We start from the raw sequence: 18,585 nt of genomic DNA on the forward strand, positions 1-18,585 counted from the left end.
TTTTCTGTATTTCTCTAAATATTGTTGATTTTTAAAACAAATAAGTAATTTAGAGTCGCGAGGTAAGGGACTTAGCGGAGCAATATAAGGCAAAGAAAAGCGAGTACGGTGCGGAGAGTGCTGAGAAACCGCTGCTGAGTGAGAGTATTGGCTGCTAGTTTGATATGAACAAGAATAGGAGTGCGGTCGTAAGCGCGCTAACTATTTAGCGCGCTTACTGAATTAAGTGATGCAAGTGTTCTTGTTGCCGTATTATGTTGCCTGAGCGAAAGGTTGGCGGGTGTTTTCGCTCTCTTGTAAGTTGCGCATCAGGATCCCGAAGCTAACATCTATCTCTTCGGGGATCGGCAGGTAGATGGTATACCCTGAGCCAGGTGCAACGTTCATCGCCTCACCTTTCGCATTTTGCATATCTTCCAATGTGAAGGTCAGGTTACCCTCAGGCGTCATCAGCTCTATGCTATGGCCGATCTCAAACTTATTTTTGACTTCGACTTCGACTAAGCCTGTTTCTGCGTCGCGGCCGGTTATCTCACCAACAAACTGTTGAGTTGTACTGACTGAATGACCGTACTCGTAGTTCTGCGTTGCACCGTGGCGATGACGTTGAAGAAAGCCTGGTGTATAGCCGCGGTGAGCCAGATGTTCCAGACTCGTCATCAGATTAGGATCGAACGGCTTGCCAGCAACAGCGTCGTCGATTGCCTTACGATAGAGCTGAGCAGTACGGGCAACATAATAGAAGCTTTTGGTACGCCCTTCGATTTTTAGCGAATGTACACCCATCTTGGTTAGTCGTTCGACATGCTCAATGGCACGAAGATCTTTCGAGTTCATGATGTAGGTGCCATGCTCATCTTCAAACGCTGGCATATATTCGCCTGGACGCATCTCTTCTTGAAGCAGGAATATTTCGCTGCTGGCTGGGCCTTCACCTAATGTTGCGTCAGCTTGCTGTGCGGTGATTTCCTGCACTGCAATAGCCTCTTGCTGACGTTGTGCTTCTTTTGGATCTACGGCGACAACATCACCGGTTTCTGTTTCCTTCGCTTCGTGGGCATCGTATTTCCAACGACAGGCGTTGGTACAGGTACCTTGATTGGGATCCCGTTTGTTGATGTAACCAGACAACAGACAGCGGCCAGAATAAGCCATACATAGTGCGCCATGAACAAAGACTTCTAACTCCATCTCTGGCACATGCTGGCGGATCTCTTCGATCTCATCGAGGGACAGTTCACGGGACAGAATGACGCGCTCAATCCCTTGGCTTTGCCAGAATTTAACGGTGGCATAGTTCACCGCATTGGCTTGCACCGATAAGTGGATTGGCATGTCGGGAAAGTTCTCCCGCACCATCATGATCAAGCCTGGATCTGACATAATCAGTGCATCAGGCTTTAGTGCGACGACTTCGCCGACATCTTTAATGAAGGTCTTCAGCTTACTGTTATGGGGAGAGATGTTGCACACAACATAGAGCTTCTTGCCAAGCGCGTGCGCTTCATCGATCCCTTGCTTCAGAGTTGGAAGATCGAACTCGTTGTTGCGAACTCGCAAGCTATATCTGGGTTGCCCTGCATAAACCGCATCTGCACCATAGGCGAAGGCGTAGCGCATGTTTTTAAGGCTGCCTGCGGGGGAGAGTAATTCTGGAACGAACATGGGCGCAATAACTCGTGTGATGACCGGTTTAGGGCGGCGAATTCTACACCTAAGGCGCATTTTCAGCAACTCGGCTGATTAAATAATCACCACCTTCATATCCTGTGAATTAGCTCCCGAACCCAGATGTCATCGCTGTGTTAACATGCGCCAAAATCAGCTTTGGCTAACAGTTTCGATAAGAATAGAGAACCTTTGAATGTCCGCAGAAGAAGCCCTGTTTCACATATTGGAAGCCCAGCTGGAAAATGACGAATTGGTGTTACCTTCATTGCCTGAAGTGGCTATTCAGGTGCGTGATGCTGTTGATGACCCTGACAGTACATTGGCTCAGATAGTCGATGTGGTGAGTAAAGATCCTGCGCTAAGTTTACGCCTTATCCGTATTGCTAACACCGCACATTATGCGCGAGCGGCTAATGTGTCGACGTTGAATGCGGCTCTGCATCGCATAGGCATGCGGGCGATTAAGAACATTGCCATTGCCATGGCGCTGGAACAGTTGTTTGTCTGCAAAAATGACATTGTTCGTATTTATATTGAGCGGGCGTGGCATCAAGCTGTCGATGTCGCTGCGGCTTCAACGGCGGTGTTTGCGAACTATCGTGAAGAGCATCGTAGTAGCACTGTGTCGGCTGATACTCTGACGCTGATGGGGCTCATTCATAATATCGGGGTGTTGCCGATCTTAGCTGAAGCGCAGCGTCATGATGACGTTTTTGCTAATCCTACCTTCTTAGATCGTGCTATTGCTCGATTCGGTGCCAGAATTGGTGGCGCTATCATGAAAAAATGGGGCTTTGGTGAAGAGTTTGCTCAGTTAGTACGTGATTGGCGTGATATGTCTGTTCAGCCAACCGCTATTTCCTATTTGGATTTCGTGCGGGTTGGTGCAATCTATGCCAAGGTTTCGAAGGATGAGAAGTTAGTGGAGAATATTCTGCAACTGACGGCTGAAAAAGGAATTTTCCAAGAGGGTGAGTCGCCGTTTGAACATGAGATGTTCATGACCCGTTTCCGTGAAATAAAAACAGCTTTTGAATAGTACTAAGGTATATCTTCATTCCTTAGCTAAGTTTCTGAATTTCGAGAACTATATATGTCGTCCGAAAATACTTTGTTAGACAACCTGCTTGATCAGATTAAAACTGACGCACTGGTGCTACCGACGCTACCAGAGATCGCGTTGCGCGTGCGTGATGCGGTTGATAACCCTGAAGCGAGCTTACACAGCATTACAGATGAGATCGCTAAAGATCCTGCGTTAACTGCGAGCATGATCCGTATTGCTAACAGTGCGTTTTATGCACGAGCGGTGAAAGTAACGAATCTAAATGCTGCGGTGAATCGCATTGGTTTGGAGCAGGTGAAGAATACTGCAACATCGATGGCGATGAAGCAGATGTTTATTTGTCAGAACGACGTGGTGTTTGATTACTTTGATCGCGCTTGGTGTGACTCGGTTGATGTCGCCAGTGCCGCCGGTGCTATCTTTGCCGCTTATAAGCTCAAGCACCCAGGCACGGCATTGGAGAGCGATACTCTCTGTCTGATGGGGCTTGTCCACAATATTGGTATTTTGCCTATCTTGGCGGAAGCGGAGAAAAACGCTTCCGATTTAGCGAACCGTGGTTTTCTCGATCAGGCGATCCGTAAGTTAACTAAGCACATCGGTGTCGCCATCATTAAGAAGTGGGACTTTGATAAGTCATTCGCCATCGCTATTGCCAAATGGAATGCGGATGATTATGAGCCGAAGAGCGTTGATTATATAGATTTTATCCGTATAGGCGCAGTTTATGCTGGCTTGTTAGGGCAGGGGAAAGCGCAGGCCGATTTGTTACAGCCCTATTTGGAAAAAGGGGTGATCGAATCGCTAGAACTATTTGATACTGACGAGTTTAAAGAGCGTTTTGCTGAAACACAGGAAGCGTTCAGCGCTTAACTCCTGTTCTTGGTGAAAATAAAAAACGCGCTGTTCAGCGCGTTTTTTATTGTCTAACGCTGGGCGTTATGACTATTCGGTGTCGTCGCTTTGTTCGCCACCCAGTGCTTCCAGTAACTCAGGAATAAAGTTCGCCAGTTCCCCACACATTAATAAGAAGTCGGCATCAAATTTAGCTGCAGCATCTACATCGTCGCTGTTGCCGCTCTCTTCTCGCAATAGGTCATTGAACTTGAGTCGTTTTATCACTAACTCTTGCTCTAGCAGGCAAGTCAGGCGTTCGCGCCAATCGACAGCTAACTTAGTGACTATCTTGCCCGCTTCGAGATGAGCGAATATCTCGTCGCTGGTTAGATCTTGTTGCTTACAGCGGATAACCCCGCCATCTTCCTGGGTATCTCTTAGCTCTGCTTCTTCAAGCAGGCTAAAGCCTGTTGGCATCGGGCCATTTTTCACCCAATCTGTCATGCAGGCGGCGGGATTGGTGTTGCTGGCGAGAGGGACGACGGGCAATGAGCCGACCGTCTTACGCAGAAGCGATACCAGTTCATCAGCTTTACCGGCACTGGAGGCGTCGACAATCAGTAGATTCTCTTGCGGTGAGACATAGGCAAACGTCTTTTGACTCCGAGTAAAGGCGCGGGGCAGCAGTTGCATCTCAATCTCTTCTTTGAGTGTCTGCTGCTCTTTGCGTGGGACTGGGCGTCCTTGTGCTTCCTCTATTTCGGCGACTTTGCTATCCAGTGCTTCTTTGACGACCGCAGACGGCAGTACGCGTTCTTCCCGGCGCATACATAGCAACAGGTTACCGCTGGCAGCGTGCAGTAGGGTGTGACCGTGACGGCCTAAAGGCGCAACCCAGCCTAACTGTTGCCGGTCCTGGCTGCCACATGGAGTGAAGGCAAATTCGGCCAGGGCTGTTTCCAGTGATTCTTCATTCAGCTCGCAAGGGCGGCTGAATCGATATATACGCAGGTTTTTAAACCACATAGTTATTCCAATTCAGAAAGGCTTGTATTAAAAAACGGGGCTTATTGAGCCACAGCAATGCCAGTTCAGCAAGGCTCAGCCTCGCACAAATTGATTTGTCCGGCGTTCTTCGCCAAAGGTTGATTCAGGCCCATGACCGGGAACAAAACGGATATCATCACCCAAGGGCAACAGCTTTTGCTTAATTGAGGCGAGGAGGGTCTGAAGATCCCCTTTCGGAAAATCAGTTCTGCCAATGCTGCCACGAAATAACACATCACCGACCCAAGCGGTGGCGCTAGGCTCATGGTAAAAAACGATATGTCCCGGTGTATGCCCTGGGCAATGCAGGACTTTTAAGGTTTCATTGCCGACGGTGACGGTGTCACCATCGTCCAACCATCTATTGGGCTCGAATGTATCAACCTTGGCAAAGCCAAACATCTGACTTTGTTGCGGTAGTGAATCGATCCAGAATTTGTCATCCAGGTGGGGGCCTTCAATGGGAAGACCGCTGGTTTGAGTCAATGTTGCAGTGCCACCAATATGATCGATATGGGCATGCGTCAGCAATACCTTGCTTAGTGTCAGATGTTCGTTTTTAACTGCTTCTAACAGACGATGTACATCGCCACCGGGGTCAATGAGGGCTGCTTGCATGGTATCGGTGCACCAGAGTAGCGTGCAGTTTTGGGCAAATTGGGTGACAGGAATGGTTTTGTATTTTAGAGCCATTATTGGTTTCTCATGCGGCAGTCAATGCTGCCGCATGATAACAAATTTGCTTAACCGTTGTTTGATGCTTTCTCTGTGGTGCTGCTATTAGCATCTTGATTTGAGCCGCCGATATCGCCACCCCCAGCATCGTCACCTGTTGTTGGTGTGCCTCCGCCGGTTGAACCGCCTGCGGTGCCTCCGCCACCCGAACCGTCGGCTTTGAAGTTGCTGTAGTTCTCGAGTTTATTGACGCGGGTAGAGCTGCCTTGTTGCAATATTTTTACCCAGTCGCCGGATGCCACTGCGTCAGGTTTTTCAGGGTCAAATGCCTGTACTACAGAGATAATATCGCCACTCTCTAAACGTATGGTGTATTCATGCCCCTGCTTGGCGGTTAATGATTCCTCCGCCATTGCGCCAACGGTTGCGCCAACGACTGCCCCGACGACAGCCGCGATATCACTGCCTTTGCCACCGCCAACAGATGAACCTGCGATACCACCTACGGCAGCACCGGCTAAGCCACCTGCACCTGATTTAGTACCTTCAATATTCACTACCTGAACATCGAGGACTTGACCAACGCGAACCTGTTGCACTTTTCGTGCTTCTTCTCGGTTGTAACTGGTACCGGTTTGTGAGCTTGGTGCACACCCCGCTAAGAAAGTGACCAAGGTGGCCATACCAACAATGAGAATTTTACGCATCAGCGTTCTCCTGAATAAATCTATCTAAATCTAGTGTGACCGATTGCAAGCCTCTGTGCTAGCTACAAACTGTTACATTAGTTGTCTATTTTGCTAATTGAACAGTGTCTTTACCTACATCATTTCGGTTGCTTGAACTGTCTGCCGCGCCAGTTGGAACTCGTCATGTATTAAAGTGGTGTTCAAACTGTTCGTTCGTTACATCAAGGTGAAACGACTCAGTTTGAGGGGTGGGGCAAAAATAGCTGTTTGTTAGCCCACTTGTTTATTCCGCGTGCGTATCGGCATACCTCATTGAATTGTGATGTCGCTGGATATAGCTAGCAGATCTACTTCTATGACGCATAATGCAATCGAGCCTCCTTTCCCGTATACCTATCAAAAATCGTTCACCACAGCGGGTAGCTCGCTGATTATCAAAAAGGCGTGCTATTCACTGCTGATGGGGAGGGTGATGGTATAGCTTAGCCCCTCACCCTGAGGGCTGGTGGCCTGAACGCTTCCTTTTAGCGATTGCGTAATAAGGTTATAGAGGATATGGGTGCCCAAACCACTGCCGCCGTGTCCTCGGCGCGTAGTAAAGAAGGGATCGAATAGCTTGCGAAGGCTTTCCTGATCTACGCCAGTACCTGAATCACGATAGATAATTTGTACCTGCCCATTGACCATGGCGATATCGATAAAAATATCACCGCTGCCAGTGTCATTGAATCCATGGATCAGAGTATTCATGATGAGGTTGGTAAATACCTGTGACAGCGCACCCGCGCGGCAATGAAGTACAAGGGTTTCTGGACAATTGATATGAAAACGGGGCGCTTGCCGTTTCAGTTTGGGCTGCAGTGACTTTATGACCTCGTTGATATAGCTTTTTAGATTGAGATCCCGGATCAGCTCGCTGGTTTGGTCGACAGCCACCTGTTTAAAGCTGGCGATCAGTTCTGCTGCGCGGTTGAGGTTGGTTGAGAGCAGCTGCGTGCTTTGCTGAGCGTCGGTCAAAAACTCGGCTAGATTGCTTTGTGTTAAGGTTTTGTCGCTAAAACGCTGTTGTAGCTCTTTAACTCTGTCGTCTAGGTAGGATGCTGCGGTAACTCCCACCCCAATAGGGGTGTTAATTTCGTGTGCGACTCCTGCCACTAACCCACCCAATGATGCCATTTTTTCTGATTCAACCAGCTGGGCCTGGGTTGCTTTTAGCTCTTGTAATGAAACTGCCAGCTCCTCTTGTTGCAGTTTCAGCGCAGCTTGATGCTGTTCCAATTCACTTTTTTGCCGGTCAACTTCAACTAAAGTGCGGCTTAGTGTGGAGGTTTTTTTGGCAACATCTTGTTCCAACCTTAGATTTTGTTCATCTAATTGCCGGTTGGCGTCGATCAGCTCTTTCTGTGTCGAATCCAGCCCTTCTTTGTATTCCGCAAGTTGGTCAATCATCTGATTGAAACTGCCCTCTAACAGGGTCAGTTCATTTTTTTCATCACCACTGAGTTTTACTTTAGCGGCACCAATATCTTCTAAGTCTAAATCGCTGATCTGTTGAGTCAGCTCGGAGAGAGGTTGAGTCAAAAGACGATTAAACACCATCATGACAAGGAATATTAAGAAAAGGGTTTTTATCAGGGCGTTGCCGACCAGAAAGATAAGGCTGACCTTAATTCGATCTATCACCACATCTCGGCTGGAGTATATGGTGACATCTCCGAGCAGGGTGGCACGGCCTGAAAATTCAAAAACAAGGGGGAAAGTAAAGCCAAATAGCCCATGGCTGTCTTGTTGTAATTGTGGTGCAGTCAGTTGTTCGGCGAGCGGTAACGCGTTTGCTGTTAGTTGCCTGCCGATCTCAATCATCGCTTTTCCGCTTTCGTCTCTTATCACGACGCCTTCGATCATTGGCATAGCGACAAGGCCCTCTGCGATAGTGCGAGCTTGCTGTACGTTCAGTTCCCAGATCGCCCGGGTCAAACTGGCGCTAAAGGTTTTTTGGATCGTTTCCAGCTCGCCCGTGATATAGGATTTGGTATTGAAGTATTCAACGGCGACCTGGCCGCAGGTCACCAAGAAAGTTAACACGAAGTAGATCGAAAGCACTTGGTGCAGAAGTTTTCGGGAAAGACTGTTGATCTGCATGGCTACATCCATCGCCCAAAGTAATGAAAACGAGTCCTCGTATCTTATTTAATCAATTGTGGATAATATTCTCTGTTTCGCCAAGGGAAGAATGTTAAAAACAGCTAGTTGATCAAACCCTTGCAGCCTTTTATCCCGAACGAGGACAATACAGCCTAACGGTTCCCCCTATCAGCGCTATTGTTCGCGTGACTATTCTCAATTTGCAACAAGCCGTCATTTATTGCTCCGATGGCGACAGAATTATCCTGCCCAATTCAGCATTCAATAAAAGTAATGTTTTGATATTAGTCATAAAAATGAATTTATTTATACCGCGTTAATTTGTCTTGACTAGTTTTAACAAAATGGTGACGACTGACATCAAACTGTCACAATTGCCTGACAAACTCTGTCGCATCCGAAGCCAAGGCTTTGATAAGAGCTTTCGGAATTTGAGAAACCAACAAATTTTTTATAAGGGATAGTTACGATGAAGCACTTCGCGAAAACTGTTGTTGCCGCTTCTTTGACCATGGCGTTTGCCGCTCCGGCATTCGCGGTTGCTCCGGTCACCGTTTATGGTAAAGCTAACGTTTCCATTCAAGCTGCAGACGATAAAGGCACTGACGGTTCTGAAATGGAAGTTAAGAGCAACGCATCACGTTTCGGTATCAAGGGCGGCGTTGAGTTGATGGATGACCTGCAGGCCATCTATAAGTACGAATTCCAGATTAACCTGACAGACGACAACGCAGGTAATAGTAGTGATGACAACCTTAAGTCACGTAACCAGTACGTTGGCTTGAAAGGTTTCTTCGGTGAAGCTGTGATTGGCCGTAACGATACCATGCTCAAGCAGTCGCAGGGCAAAGTGGATGTTTTCGGTGACCTTGAAGGTGATATTAAAACCTTGTTCCAAGGTGAAAACCGTGAAGGCGACACAATCTCCTATAAGACACCTAAGTTTAATGATTTCCAGTTAGGTTTCACCGTTGTTTCTGAAGACAACAGTGCTCAGGAAGATGATAACGGCGACACTAACTTTGGTTTCTCTTCTGCTATCACGTATGGCGATAAGAAGCTGAAAAAGTCTGACCTGTATGCTGGTTTGGCGATGGACTCTCAAGTCGATGGCGGCTGGGACATCATCCGTGCAACCGTTGGCTACAAGTGGGAAGACTTGAAGTTAGGCTTTATTGTGCAAAACCAAGAGCAAGATAAAGATTGGGGTGGCAACGGCGAAGACCAGACCGGCTTCATGCTGAGCGCTGCTTACACCATCGATGCTTGGACACTGAAAGCGCAATACCAGACGATGGAAGATGCTGACGGCGCGGGTAAATACTCAGAAGGCAACGACGCTTCTGCTATCAGTGTCGGCGCTGACTATAAGCTGGGCAAACCAACCAAAGTATACGCTTACTACACGATGCGTGATTGGGATGACGCCGAGTATGAAAATGCTGGCGGCGATATGGAAGATGACGAGTCTTACTTCGGCATCGGCCTTGAGCACAAATTCTAAATCCTGCTTTAGACGGATTTAAAGAAAGAAACGGGAGCCATTGGCTCCCGTTTTTGCATTCCAAAAGCTGACTCCCTCTGGAAACTGTTACAGGTCAATTGGCTATGTGACGTTTTTGTTACTATCCCTCGAAATATTGTTATTTGATTTGATGAGGGAGTTCCCATGGCCATACGCCTGTTACCTGCGCTGCTACTTTTGGCTGCGACACCAATCAGCCAAGCGGCACCAACGCTTTACGGTAAGTTAAATTTAGCGGTGCAACAGAGCGATGATGGCACCACCGCCCGTGGTAGTTACTCTGAAGTCGCCAGTTATGCTTCTCGTTTTGGCCTTAAGGGCGACAGTGAACTGGCTGATGGCTGGGGTGTTTTCTATAAGCTTGAATTCCAGGTCAATATTGATGATGACGAGGGTGACGCGTTGGATTCACGGGATCAGTACGTCGGCTTGTCGACGCCGGCGGGTGACGTGATGATTGGGCGTCGCAACACCATTTTCAAAGAAGCCAACAACGGTGCCGATCAGTTCGGCGATGTTGAAGGTGATATCAAGTACCTGTTTGCCGGTGATAACCGGTTAGGTGACAACATCACCTGGAAATCTCCGATTTGGAATCAGCTGCAGCTGGGTGCCACCGTTATTATGGGCGACAACAGCAAGCAGAAAGACAAAGAGGACGGTGATGAAGGTTATAACCTCGCGCTGTTCTATGGCGATAAATCGCTTAAAAAGCAGCCGCTGTGGGGGGCTGTTGCCTATGAGGATGGGGTTGCCGGTTATAGCAATACTGTGCTGGTAGGGCGCGCTGCACTGGGTGATTGGCAATTTGGTGCAATGTGGCAAAACACCGAAGACAGTGAGAGCAATGATGATGAATCAGGTTATATGGTCAATGTTGCTTATTTGATGGAAGCTTGGACGTTTAAGGCTCAGTATATGGCCTCCGATCTTTATAAAATTGGCTACACCAAGCGAAAAGATGAAGACGGTAATAAACTAGGCTTCCAAAGCGGTAGTAGTATAGGCGTTGACTATAGTTTCAATAAGACAACGTCAGCGTATCTTTGGTACACCATTAATGAAAAACCAGAGAGCAGCTACCGTGACACGGCCGTGCACAATGACGATGCCAGCTACCTTGCTTTGGGAATGATCCATAAATTTTAACCCATGGCTGTTGCCCACCACGGCATTCTCGATGAGTTGGTAAAGTCTCATCTGGTGCGTTGGCCAACGGTATCGTCTACTGGGCAATCCGGTGCAGATCTTGATTTGGTGGCGAAAAAGAGCGATCAAACTCCCCGCAAAAAAACGGGGAGTAGCTTATCGGCAGGCGCGGCGGCAGGACTTATTACTGCCGCGCTGGCAGCTTTGATTGCCGAATTAGGTAGCTAACAGCAATTTATCTACTGCGTCACCGTTAGTTTTGTGACTTATTAACATTTGTCATAAAAGTGAAATCTATTAGCCTGATAATCTTTCATTAGAGCGACACCTCTGCGTTTTGCGTAGGGTGTTAATGAAATAGCTGGCGTGCAGGGATGAACTTGAAACGCTCAGTGGACAAGAGAGGAAGGTTAATGGCAAGGCGCATTCTGGTGGTAGAAGATGAAGCACCTATTCGTGAGATGTTGTCTTTCGTATTGGATCAGCATGGCTACCAGGTGGTGGAAGCAGAAGATTTCGACTCTGCACTTTCACGTTTAACCGAACCCTATCCTGATCTCATCCTCCTTGACTGGATGTTGCCTGGTGGCAGTGGCATTCAGCTTGCCAAGCAGCTTAAACGTGACGATATTACCCGCCAGATCCCGATCATCATGCTTACCGCTCGTGGTGAAGAGGAAGATAAAGTGCGCGGCTTAGAAGTGGGGGCCGATGATTTTGTCACTAAGCCCTTTTCGCCGAAAGAGTTAATGGCGCGCATCAAGGCGGTTATTCGCCGCGTTAACCCCACCAGCTTAGATGATGTGATTGAAGTACATGGATTGCGTTTGGATCCGGTCAGTCATCGTGTCACGGTTGATGATGATAGCTTGGATATGGGACCGACAGAATTTAAGCTGTTGCACTTCTTTATGACCCATCCAGAGCGAGTCTATAGCCGGGAGCAGCTATTAGATAATGTCTGGGGAACGAATATTTATGTTGAAGACCGCACCGTTGATGTTCATATTAGGCGTTTACGAAAAGCGATCGAGTTGTCCGGACATGATAAGCTTATCCAAACTGTTCGTGGAGCTGGCTACCGTTTCTCCACCCGTATTTAGTTGTAATGGCTGAATGGATAATCGCTATAAAGCAGCACGCCTGATAAGCACGCTGTCACTTTTTTACGCTGGGGTTATTTTACTGGGCTTGCTTACCGGCCTACTTATCGAGCTGTTGCTCGTTGCTTCTATTGCGCTACTTGTTTGGCACTACCTTAATCTTAATCGTTTACGCCATTACCTCTGGCAAAGCCGTCGTTTTGCCCCTCCCGAAGGCTCTGGTAGTTGGCGTCCAGTGTTTGATGGTATCTATAAACTGCAGATGCGCAATCAACAGCGCCGCAGCCAATTGGGCGAGTTAGTTCGCCGCTTTCGTGAAGGTGCCGAGGCGTTGCCTGATGCGGTTATGCTGATTGGCCAACATCATGTGATCCTTTGGTCTAATACTCAGGCCCATGAGCTACTTGGCTTGCGTTGGCCGGAAGATCGCGGGCAGCGGATCGATAACCTGGTACGGTCACCAGAGTTTGGTCATTTTATTCGGGCAAGAAATGACAAAGAACCGCTTATTCTCACATCCCCCATTGATACCCAGCGTCAATTAGAGATGCGCTTGATGCCCTACGGTGATCATCAACGGCTGTTAGTGATCCGCGATATTACTTTGTTGGTGCGCTTGGAAAATATGCGGCGGGATTTTGTGGCTAATGTTTCCCACGAACTGCGCACACCGCTGACCGTGGTTAAAGGTTATTTGGAGATGTTGTCAGACCCATCGCAGATGGATCCTGCGATGTGGCAGCAGGTGCATCGTATGTTGGTCTCTCAAACAGACCGGATGGACAGTTTGGTGTCACAATTAACAGAGCTTTCAAGTTTAGAGTCTGCTCGGCAGTCAAAGGGCAGTCAGCGTATCGACGTTAGCCAATTGCTCGCTATTGTTGAGCAGGAGGTCGACGCTGTATATCGCGACAAACAGTTGCAGGTGACTTTTGATGTAACGCCGGGCATTGATATGTTTGGTGAGCCGAGGCAGATGCGCAGTGCCTTTTCCAACTTGATCTTCAATGCCGTTAAATATACCCCGGCTGGTAGGCATATAGAGGTGGTATGGAAAAAGGTGGCAGCCGGCGCACTGTTTTCAGTTAAAGACGATGGCGATGGCATCGAACCTGAGCATTTATTGCGACTCACTGAGCGTTTTTACCGTGTCGATAAAGCCAGATCGCGCGATACTGGTGGCTCAGGCTTAGGACTTTCCATTGTTAAACATGCACTTGGTAACCATCAAAGCGAATTGAAAATCCGTTCAACCGTGGGTAAAGGCAGCTGTTTTAGCTTTGAGATCCCTTCTCACCTGCTCGATAGCCGACGTATTTCCGAACAAGCTAACGAAAGTTAGTGCCTGTCATAAAAGCGTAACCTTGCAGTCATAGAGTTGTCATCAGAGCGCCAGATACTTGAGCGCGATTAGAGCTTGGGACGACCCATAAACGGAGTACACAATGAAACTGAAACATCTGGTTGGCGCTATCGGTTTGACGGTAGCAACCGCATTTTCTGCAAACGTGGCTGCACTAGACGCCGAACTGCCTAAGTATCAGAAGACTTCTGGTATCTCTGGCAACTTGTCAACAGTCGGCTCAGATACGCTGGCCAATATGATGACCTTTTGGGCTGAAGAGTTTAAGCGCGATTATCCAAACGTAAACATTCAGATCCAGGCGGCGGGTTCTTCTACTGCGCCACCGGCACTGACTGAAGGCACTTCAAGCTTCGGCCCAATGAGCCGTAAGATGAAAGACAAAGAGATCGCGGCATTTGAAAAACGTCATGGCTACAAGCCAACGGCTGTTCGTGTTGCTATCGATGCTTTGGCTGTTTTCGTACACAAAGACAACCCTATCAAAGGGCTGACTATCCAACAGGTTGATGCCATCTTCTCTAGCACGCGTAAGTGTGGTGAAGTCACTGACGTTAACTCTTGGGGCGACTTGGGACTGACTGGTGACTGGAGCAAGAAAGATGTTCAGTTATATGGTCGTAACTCAGTGTCTGGTACATACGGTTACTTCAAGAAAAAAGCCCTGTGTAAAGGTGACTTCCGTAACTCTGTGAATGAGCAGCCTGGTTCAGCGTCTGTTGTTCAGTCTATTTCTGCTTCATTGAACGCGGTTGGTTACTCAGGTATCGGTTACATGACTTCTGGTGTACGTGCAGTGCCACTGTCAAAGGATGGTGTTAACTTCATTCCTGCCGACATCGCTAATGCAGCGAATGGTAAGTACCCACTGTCTCGCTACCTTTATGTGTACGTGAACAAGCACCCGAATCAGCCTTTGCCTCCAATGGAGCGTGAGTTCTTGAAGATGGTTCTGTCACAGACGGGTCAGGAAATCGTAGAGAAAGATGGTTATATCCCACTGCCTAACAAGGTTGTGATGGCCGACCTGAAAGCACTGGGCATCGATCTGTAATCGCTTACCACTGCTTTGCAAACAAACCCTGGCTTCGGCCGGGGTTTTTTATTTGCCCTACCAGCGTCACAAGTTGGTCATTAATTTCACGGTTAGCGTGGCTGTATCTTATTGTTAAAGCGCAGGTAACAGTGCCTGAGATATTTTGCTGCGGTTAATGCAACCTCCGCTGCGAATAGTGGTCTTCTATTAACTGAGTTGTGGCCAGTGTGTTTATCCATTGGGTGCGAGTCGACTAGTTAGCGCGGTAAGGGGAGGAGTATTATGAGCGACAAGGTGACCAGAGAAGCCCAAATCGCCCGTGACGTGGGTATTGTCGAGGCGGGGCTTGATAGCGGTTCACTGAGTAACGTGCGCTACCTGCTCAATTTTAGCCTACCCCCTGCAGATATTGCGGATCTGATCGAAGCCAGCACACCGCAAGAGCGCCAGGTGATCTGGAAGCTGCTTAAAGAAAAGCATCGTGGTGAAGTGTTGTCTGAGCTGGCTGAAGATGTTGCCGGCGACTTTTTGGAAAACATGGCGCCGAAGGAGTTGGCAGAAGTAACCGCAGATCTCGATACCGACGATATCGCTGATATCTTGCAACAGCTGCCCGCTACATTAACGGCTCAGGTGTTGCACTCGATGCGCGCGCAGGATCGCCAACGCGTTGAGCGAGTCCTTGGATACAGTGATGATGTGGCGGGTGGTTTAATGAACACGGATACCGTGTCAGTTCGCCCCCATGTCACGGTAAAAACCGCATTGCGTTACTTCCGCCAGCTGCCAGCTCTACCACAGATATTCGATAGTCTGCTGGTGGTTAATACAGATGATAGGCTGCTTGGCAGCGTCTCCGTAAACTCCCTATTAACCGCAGATCCCAGTACCGAAATAAAAGCTCTAATGGATGAGGAGCCGGTCTCTATTAATGTCGACATGGCAAGCATGAAAGTGGCATTACTGTTCGAAAAGCGGGATCTTGTATCTGCTCCCGTGGTGGATGGTGACGGCTGCTTGCTTGGTCGGATCACGGTTGATGATATTGTTGATCTGTATCGTGACGAGGCAGAGAACCATATTATGGAACGCGCTGGCATGGACGCGGAGCAGGATACCTTTGCGCCAGTGATGAAGACTCAGCGCCGGCGAGCCGTTTGGCTGTCGATCAATCTGGTGGCGGCATTTATGGCAGCGGCGGTGATCGGTCTATTTGAAGCGACGATAGAACAGTTTGTCGCCCTAGCGGTACTGCAACCCATTGTTGCCAGCATGGGAGGGATAGCAGGTAATCAGTCATTGGCCATAATGATCCGCGCCCAAGTACTGGGGCAGATCAATCGCGGTAATATCGGCTGGCTGTTTTCCCGCGAGGTGAGGGCGGGGCTGCTGAATGGCGTACTGTTCTCTGTCTTGGTCGGAGTCATTGCCTGGTTCTGGTTTGAACATGCCGCGCTGAGCTGGGTGATCGCGATGGCGTTGGTGGTGAACCTGTTTATTGCCGCAGTAGCTGGGGTGCTTACGCCGATGCTGTTGCAGCGCTTCAAAATTGATCCAGCGTTGGCTGGTGGAGTTTTAGTGACCACGTTGACCGACGTGGGTGGATTTTTTACCTTCCTAGGCTTGGCAACCATCATATTGGTTCATTGATAACTAACTGGCTTGCTCCTGTGTGTGGAGTTGGTTGACCATCCGCAGCAATATTTGTTTCAGGTGGCGACACTGCACAAGTTGCAATGCTTTTGGAATAGAGACAATGCAACGCTGGCGTTGCGCTTGTTCGGGCCAGCTGCGCAGTAACATGGTCACTTCCATGGGATAGAACTGTAACTGTCTTTGCCTGCCACCCGTGAGCCGTGAAAAGCTTTTTGCATGACGTTTAGCCCCGACGATGCCAAGTAGGCCGGCCTCTTCATAGGCTTCGGTACGGGCAACCTCTTTATGACTCAGGTGGGGTTCGTCATGGCCTTTGGGAAAGAGCCATTTTTTTTTATTACTGCGGCTGGTAATGAGCACAACTTTCAACTCATTACGATCGAAAACGAAAGGTACGACGCCGAACTGAGCATCAACCAGGGGGGAGCGAGAATCTTTGGGCTGCTTTGTATATTTCATACCGCGTACCGTTAGCTGTCTCGGGCTAGCCTGTTCTTGCTAGCATTATCTACCCCCGGCCATAAGGCAAGTTTATTTAAGCACTTGCTTTATTTTGTTCGACCGCCTTCAAATATTCGTAGGTGGCTATTTGTGAACGGATCTTGCGGCGGTTACCCCGCGGCTTGTATTGGTTCGATTGCTCTTTATCAATGATCCTGGCTTTGGTGGTATCTGACCATTGGATATTTAAAATATCGATGATCTGTTGCTTCAATGCTGGGTCATAAATTGGACATCCCACTTCTACTCGGCGATCAATATTTCGTGTCATCCAGTCAGCAGAAGAGATCCAAACGGCCGGTTCGCCTTCATTTTCAAATACGGCCACCCGAGGATGTTCCAAAAAGCGATCGACTATTGAGATAATCTCGATATTTTCGCTCAGGTTAGGGATCCCTGGGATTAGCGCACACATGCCACGCACAATCATTCTGACTTTGACACCTGCGCTACTGGCTTTATACAGGCGGTCAATGATCCCTTTATCATCAACATTGTTAATTTTCAGGAAGATGCTCGCTTTTAAGCCTCTGGATGCCGAGGATATTTCGCGGTCTATTGCGCGATAGATACGGCTCCGGCTGTCCGTTGGGGAAACCACCAAGTGTTTGAAATTAAATCTCTTATAGCTATGAATGATAAATTCGAAGACGTTCTTTACTTCTTCGGTGATCTCTCTGTTGCGAGTAAATAGACTGAAATCAGTATAAATTTTTGCGGTTTTTTCATGGAAGTTGCCGGTGCCAATATGGGCATAACGCACAAGTTCATCACCCTCTTTGCGCGTCACCAAACATAGTTTGGAGTGACATTTCAGTGATGGCACACCAAAGTCCACTTTAACCCCTGCCTCGGTTAGCGCCTTGGCCCATTCAATATTGGCTTCTTCATCAAATCGCGCTTTGAGCTCAACTATCACCGTGACCTTTTTGCCATTTTCAGCTGCATCGATCAGTGACTTAACGATACGGCTGCGCTTGGCTAAACGATAGACACTTAGCTTGATGTCTCGTACCGCAGGGTCGATTGCTGCCTGGCGCAGAAATTCGGTGACATAACGGAACTTGTGGTATGGATAATAGAGTAGGATATCCTTTGCTTTGATGGCGTCAAAAGCGGTGATGTGGCTGTCAAAGTCATGGCTGTTAACGGCCGGGAGTTTCTGGTGTTCCAGATAACTACGGCCAATGTTTGGAAAGCCAATGAAGTCGCGGAAGTTGTGGTAGCGACCTCCGGGGATTACTGAGTCAAAGTTGGAGATACCGAGCTTAAACTTAATGAGTTCAACCATCGATTCCGGCATCTCTCGGTCATGGACAAAGCGCACTGGCTCAGCGGTAAGACGCTGCTTTAAGCCTTCAGACATCTGCTCCATTAAAGATTGGTCGATATCATCTGACAGACCATACTCGGCATCTCGGGTCATCTTCATCGAGTAGGCGTGGCAGGTTTCGTACTGGAAAAACGGTGCAAATATCTGGTCTAGGCAATAGCGGATGATGTTATCTAACAAAATGACGTTTTTGCGCTTTTTGCCTTTTTCTCGTGGCATCTGCACAAACCGTGGGGCGTCATCCGTAGGGATTTCGATCACAGCGTATTTTACTTGCTCGGGGCTACGCATCTCGGCGATCAGATAGGTCAAATCATCTTTCAGGATTTTTGCCAAGTCAGTACGACGGTCAACAATAATAGGGGCGATATAACGGAGTAACTTGTCGCGAAAGTACTGTTTCAGCCAAAGACCCTGTTGTTCACTCAGTTGGTCTTCATTGATCAGAAAAATATTATGTCGCGCCAGCCCTTTAATCACATCGGTATAGATGAGATCAAAATCCTCCTGCAATTTGAGCACTTTGGTTTGGATCTTGGTGAGCAGGTGTTGGGTTGGGTTGGCGTCGCCTTTACTGACTTTACTGATCAGCAGGCGGCGTTTTACATCGGCCACCCTGACGCGGAAAAATTCATCCAGATTATTGGAAAAAATGCCGAGAAAGCGCACTCTCTCGACAATCGGCACCGACTTATCCGCCGCTTCCTGCAGAACCCGCTCGTTGAAGCTTAACCAGCTAAGTTCTTTCTCGACGTACAAATGATCGATGCTCATTGTTACTCCTAGTTA

General features: G+C 48.3%; 16 protein-coding genes. 9 read left to right on the forward strand and 7 right to left on the reverse strand.

The window, feature by feature from the left end; all coding sequences use genetic code 11:
• Nucleotides 1-252: 252 nt before the first annotated feature.
• A complete protein-coding gene (gene trhP / locus EXY25_RS10210) occupies nucleotides 253-1,665 on the reverse strand; it encodes a prephenate-dependent tRNA uridine(34) hydroxylase TrhP (protein ID WP_130566651.1) in 1,413 nt (470 codons plus the stop codon).
• A 199-nt stretch (nucleotides 1,666-1,864) separates the two neighbouring features.
• Here trhP and EXY25_RS10215 point away from each other — a divergent pair, with 199 nt between their 5' ends.
• Both EXY25_RS10215 and EXY25_RS10220 read left to right on the forward strand, forming a co-directional pair.
• Complete coding sequence (locus EXY25_RS10215; RefSeq protein WP_130566652.1) at nucleotides 1,865-2,710, forward strand: HDOD domain-containing protein; 846 nt, start codon at nucleotides 1,865-1,867, stop codon at nucleotides 2,708-2,710.
• Nucleotides 2,711-2,764: 54 nt separating this feature from the next.
• Nucleotides 2,765-3,610, forward strand: a complete 846-nt coding sequence (locus EXY25_RS10220; protein WP_130566653.1) for an HDOD domain-containing protein — start codon at nucleotides 2,765-2,767, stop codon at nucleotides 3,608-3,610.
• 72 nt (nucleotides 3,611-3,682) lie between these two features.
• On the opposite strand, the gene rdgC is transcribed toward EXY25_RS10220, so the two are convergent.
• The 4 genes from rdgC to EXY25_RS10240 all read right to left on the reverse strand — a co-directional run bounded on the left by rdgC (nucleotide 3,683) and on the right by EXY25_RS10240 (nucleotide 8,127).
• Nucleotides 3,683-4,600 (reverse strand): recombination-associated protein RdgC, encoded by a 918-nt coding sequence (gene rdgC / locus EXY25_RS10225; protein WP_130566654.1) that lies wholly within the window; start codon nucleotides 4,598-4,600, stop codon nucleotides 3,683-3,685.
• Nucleotides 4,601-4,675: 75 nt separating this feature from the next.
• Nucleotides 4,676-5,314: an MBL fold metallo-hydrolase gene (locus tag EXY25_RS10230; protein ID WP_130566655.1), complete on the reverse strand. Its 639-nt coding sequence runs from the start codon at nucleotides 5,312-5,314 to the stop codon at nucleotides 4,676-4,678.
• Between the two features lie 50 nt (nucleotides 5,315-5,364).
• Nucleotides 5,365-6,003: an outer membrane lipoprotein gene (locus EXY25_RS10235; RefSeq protein WP_199405233.1), complete on the reverse strand. Its 639-nt coding sequence runs from the start codon at nucleotides 6,001-6,003 to the stop codon at nucleotides 5,365-5,367.
• A gap of 429 nt (nucleotides 6,004-6,432) precedes the next feature.
• Complete coding sequence (locus tag EXY25_RS10240) at nucleotides 6,433-8,127, reverse strand: sensor histidine kinase (protein ID WP_130566656.1); 1,695 nt, start codon at nucleotides 8,125-8,127, stop codon at nucleotides 6,433-6,435.
• 472 nt (nucleotides 8,128-8,599) lie between these two features.
• Between EXY25_RS10240 and EXY25_RS10245 the strand changes: the two genes are divergently transcribed.
• The 7 genes from EXY25_RS10245 (at nucleotide 8,600) to mgtE (ending at nucleotide 15,956) form a co-directional block, all read left to right on the forward strand.
• Nucleotides 8,600-9,634, forward strand: coding sequence for a porin (locus tag EXY25_RS10245; RefSeq protein WP_114338663.1), 1,035 nt, complete (start codon nucleotides 8,600-8,602; stop codon nucleotides 9,632-9,634).
• Between the two features lie 165 nt (nucleotides 9,635-9,799).
• Complete coding sequence (locus EXY25_RS10250; protein ID WP_130566657.1) at nucleotides 9,800-10,804, forward strand: porin; 1,005 nt, start codon at nucleotides 9,800-9,802, stop codon at nucleotides 10,802-10,804.
• 3 nt (nucleotides 10,805-10,807) lie between these two features.
• Complete coding sequence (locus tag EXY25_RS10255; RefSeq protein WP_130566658.1) at nucleotides 10,808-11,032, forward strand: hypothetical protein; 225 nt, start codon at nucleotides 10,808-10,810, stop codon at nucleotides 11,030-11,032.
• A 185-nt stretch (nucleotides 11,033-11,217) separates the two neighbouring features.
• Nucleotides 11,218-11,907: a phosphate regulon transcriptional regulator PhoB gene (gene phoB / locus EXY25_RS10260; RefSeq protein ID WP_114338660.1), complete on the forward strand. Its 690-nt coding sequence runs from the start codon at nucleotides 11,218-11,220 to the stop codon at nucleotides 11,905-11,907.
• A gap of 13 nt (nucleotides 11,908-11,920) precedes the next feature.
• Nucleotides 11,921-13,249: a phosphate regulon sensor histidine kinase PhoR gene (phoR, locus tag EXY25_RS10265; RefSeq protein WP_130566659.1), complete on the forward strand. Its 1,329-nt coding sequence runs from the start codon at nucleotides 11,921-11,923 to the stop codon at nucleotides 13,247-13,249.
• Nucleotides 13,250-13,352: 103 nt separating this feature from the next.
• On the forward strand, nucleotides 13,353-14,324 hold the full coding sequence (locus EXY25_RS10270) for a PstS family phosphate ABC transporter substrate-binding protein (protein ID WP_114338658.1): 972 nt from the start codon (nucleotides 13,353-13,355) through the stop codon (nucleotides 14,322-14,324).
• Between the two features lie 264 nt (nucleotides 14,325-14,588).
• A complete protein-coding gene (gene mgtE, locus EXY25_RS10275) occupies nucleotides 14,589-15,956 on the forward strand; it encodes a magnesium transporter (RefSeq protein WP_114338657.1) in 1,368 nt (455 codons plus the stop codon).
• A gap of 3 nt (nucleotides 15,957-15,959) precedes the next feature.
• Here the strand turns inward: mgtE and EXY25_RS10280 are convergent, their stop codons facing one another.
• Both EXY25_RS10280 and ppk1 read right to left on the reverse strand, forming a co-directional pair.
• Nucleotides 15,960-16,421 (reverse strand): NUDIX hydrolase, encoded by a 462-nt coding sequence (locus EXY25_RS10280; protein ID WP_130566660.1) that lies wholly within the window; start codon nucleotides 16,419-16,421, stop codon nucleotides 15,960-15,962.
• Between the two features lie 76 nt (nucleotides 16,422-16,497).
• Nucleotides 16,498-18,570: a polyphosphate kinase 1 gene (ppk1, locus tag EXY25_RS10285; RefSeq protein WP_130566661.1), complete on the reverse strand. Its 2,073-nt coding sequence runs from the start codon at nucleotides 18,568-18,570 to the stop codon at nucleotides 16,498-16,500.
• Nucleotides 18,571-18,585: the final 15 nt, after the last annotated feature.

Origin of the sequence: Corallincola spongiicola (genome assembly GCF_004284785.1) — a bacterium.
GTDB classification, from domain to species: domain Bacteria; phylum Pseudomonadota; class Gammaproteobacteria; order Enterobacterales; family Neiellaceae; genus Corallincola; species Corallincola holothuriorum.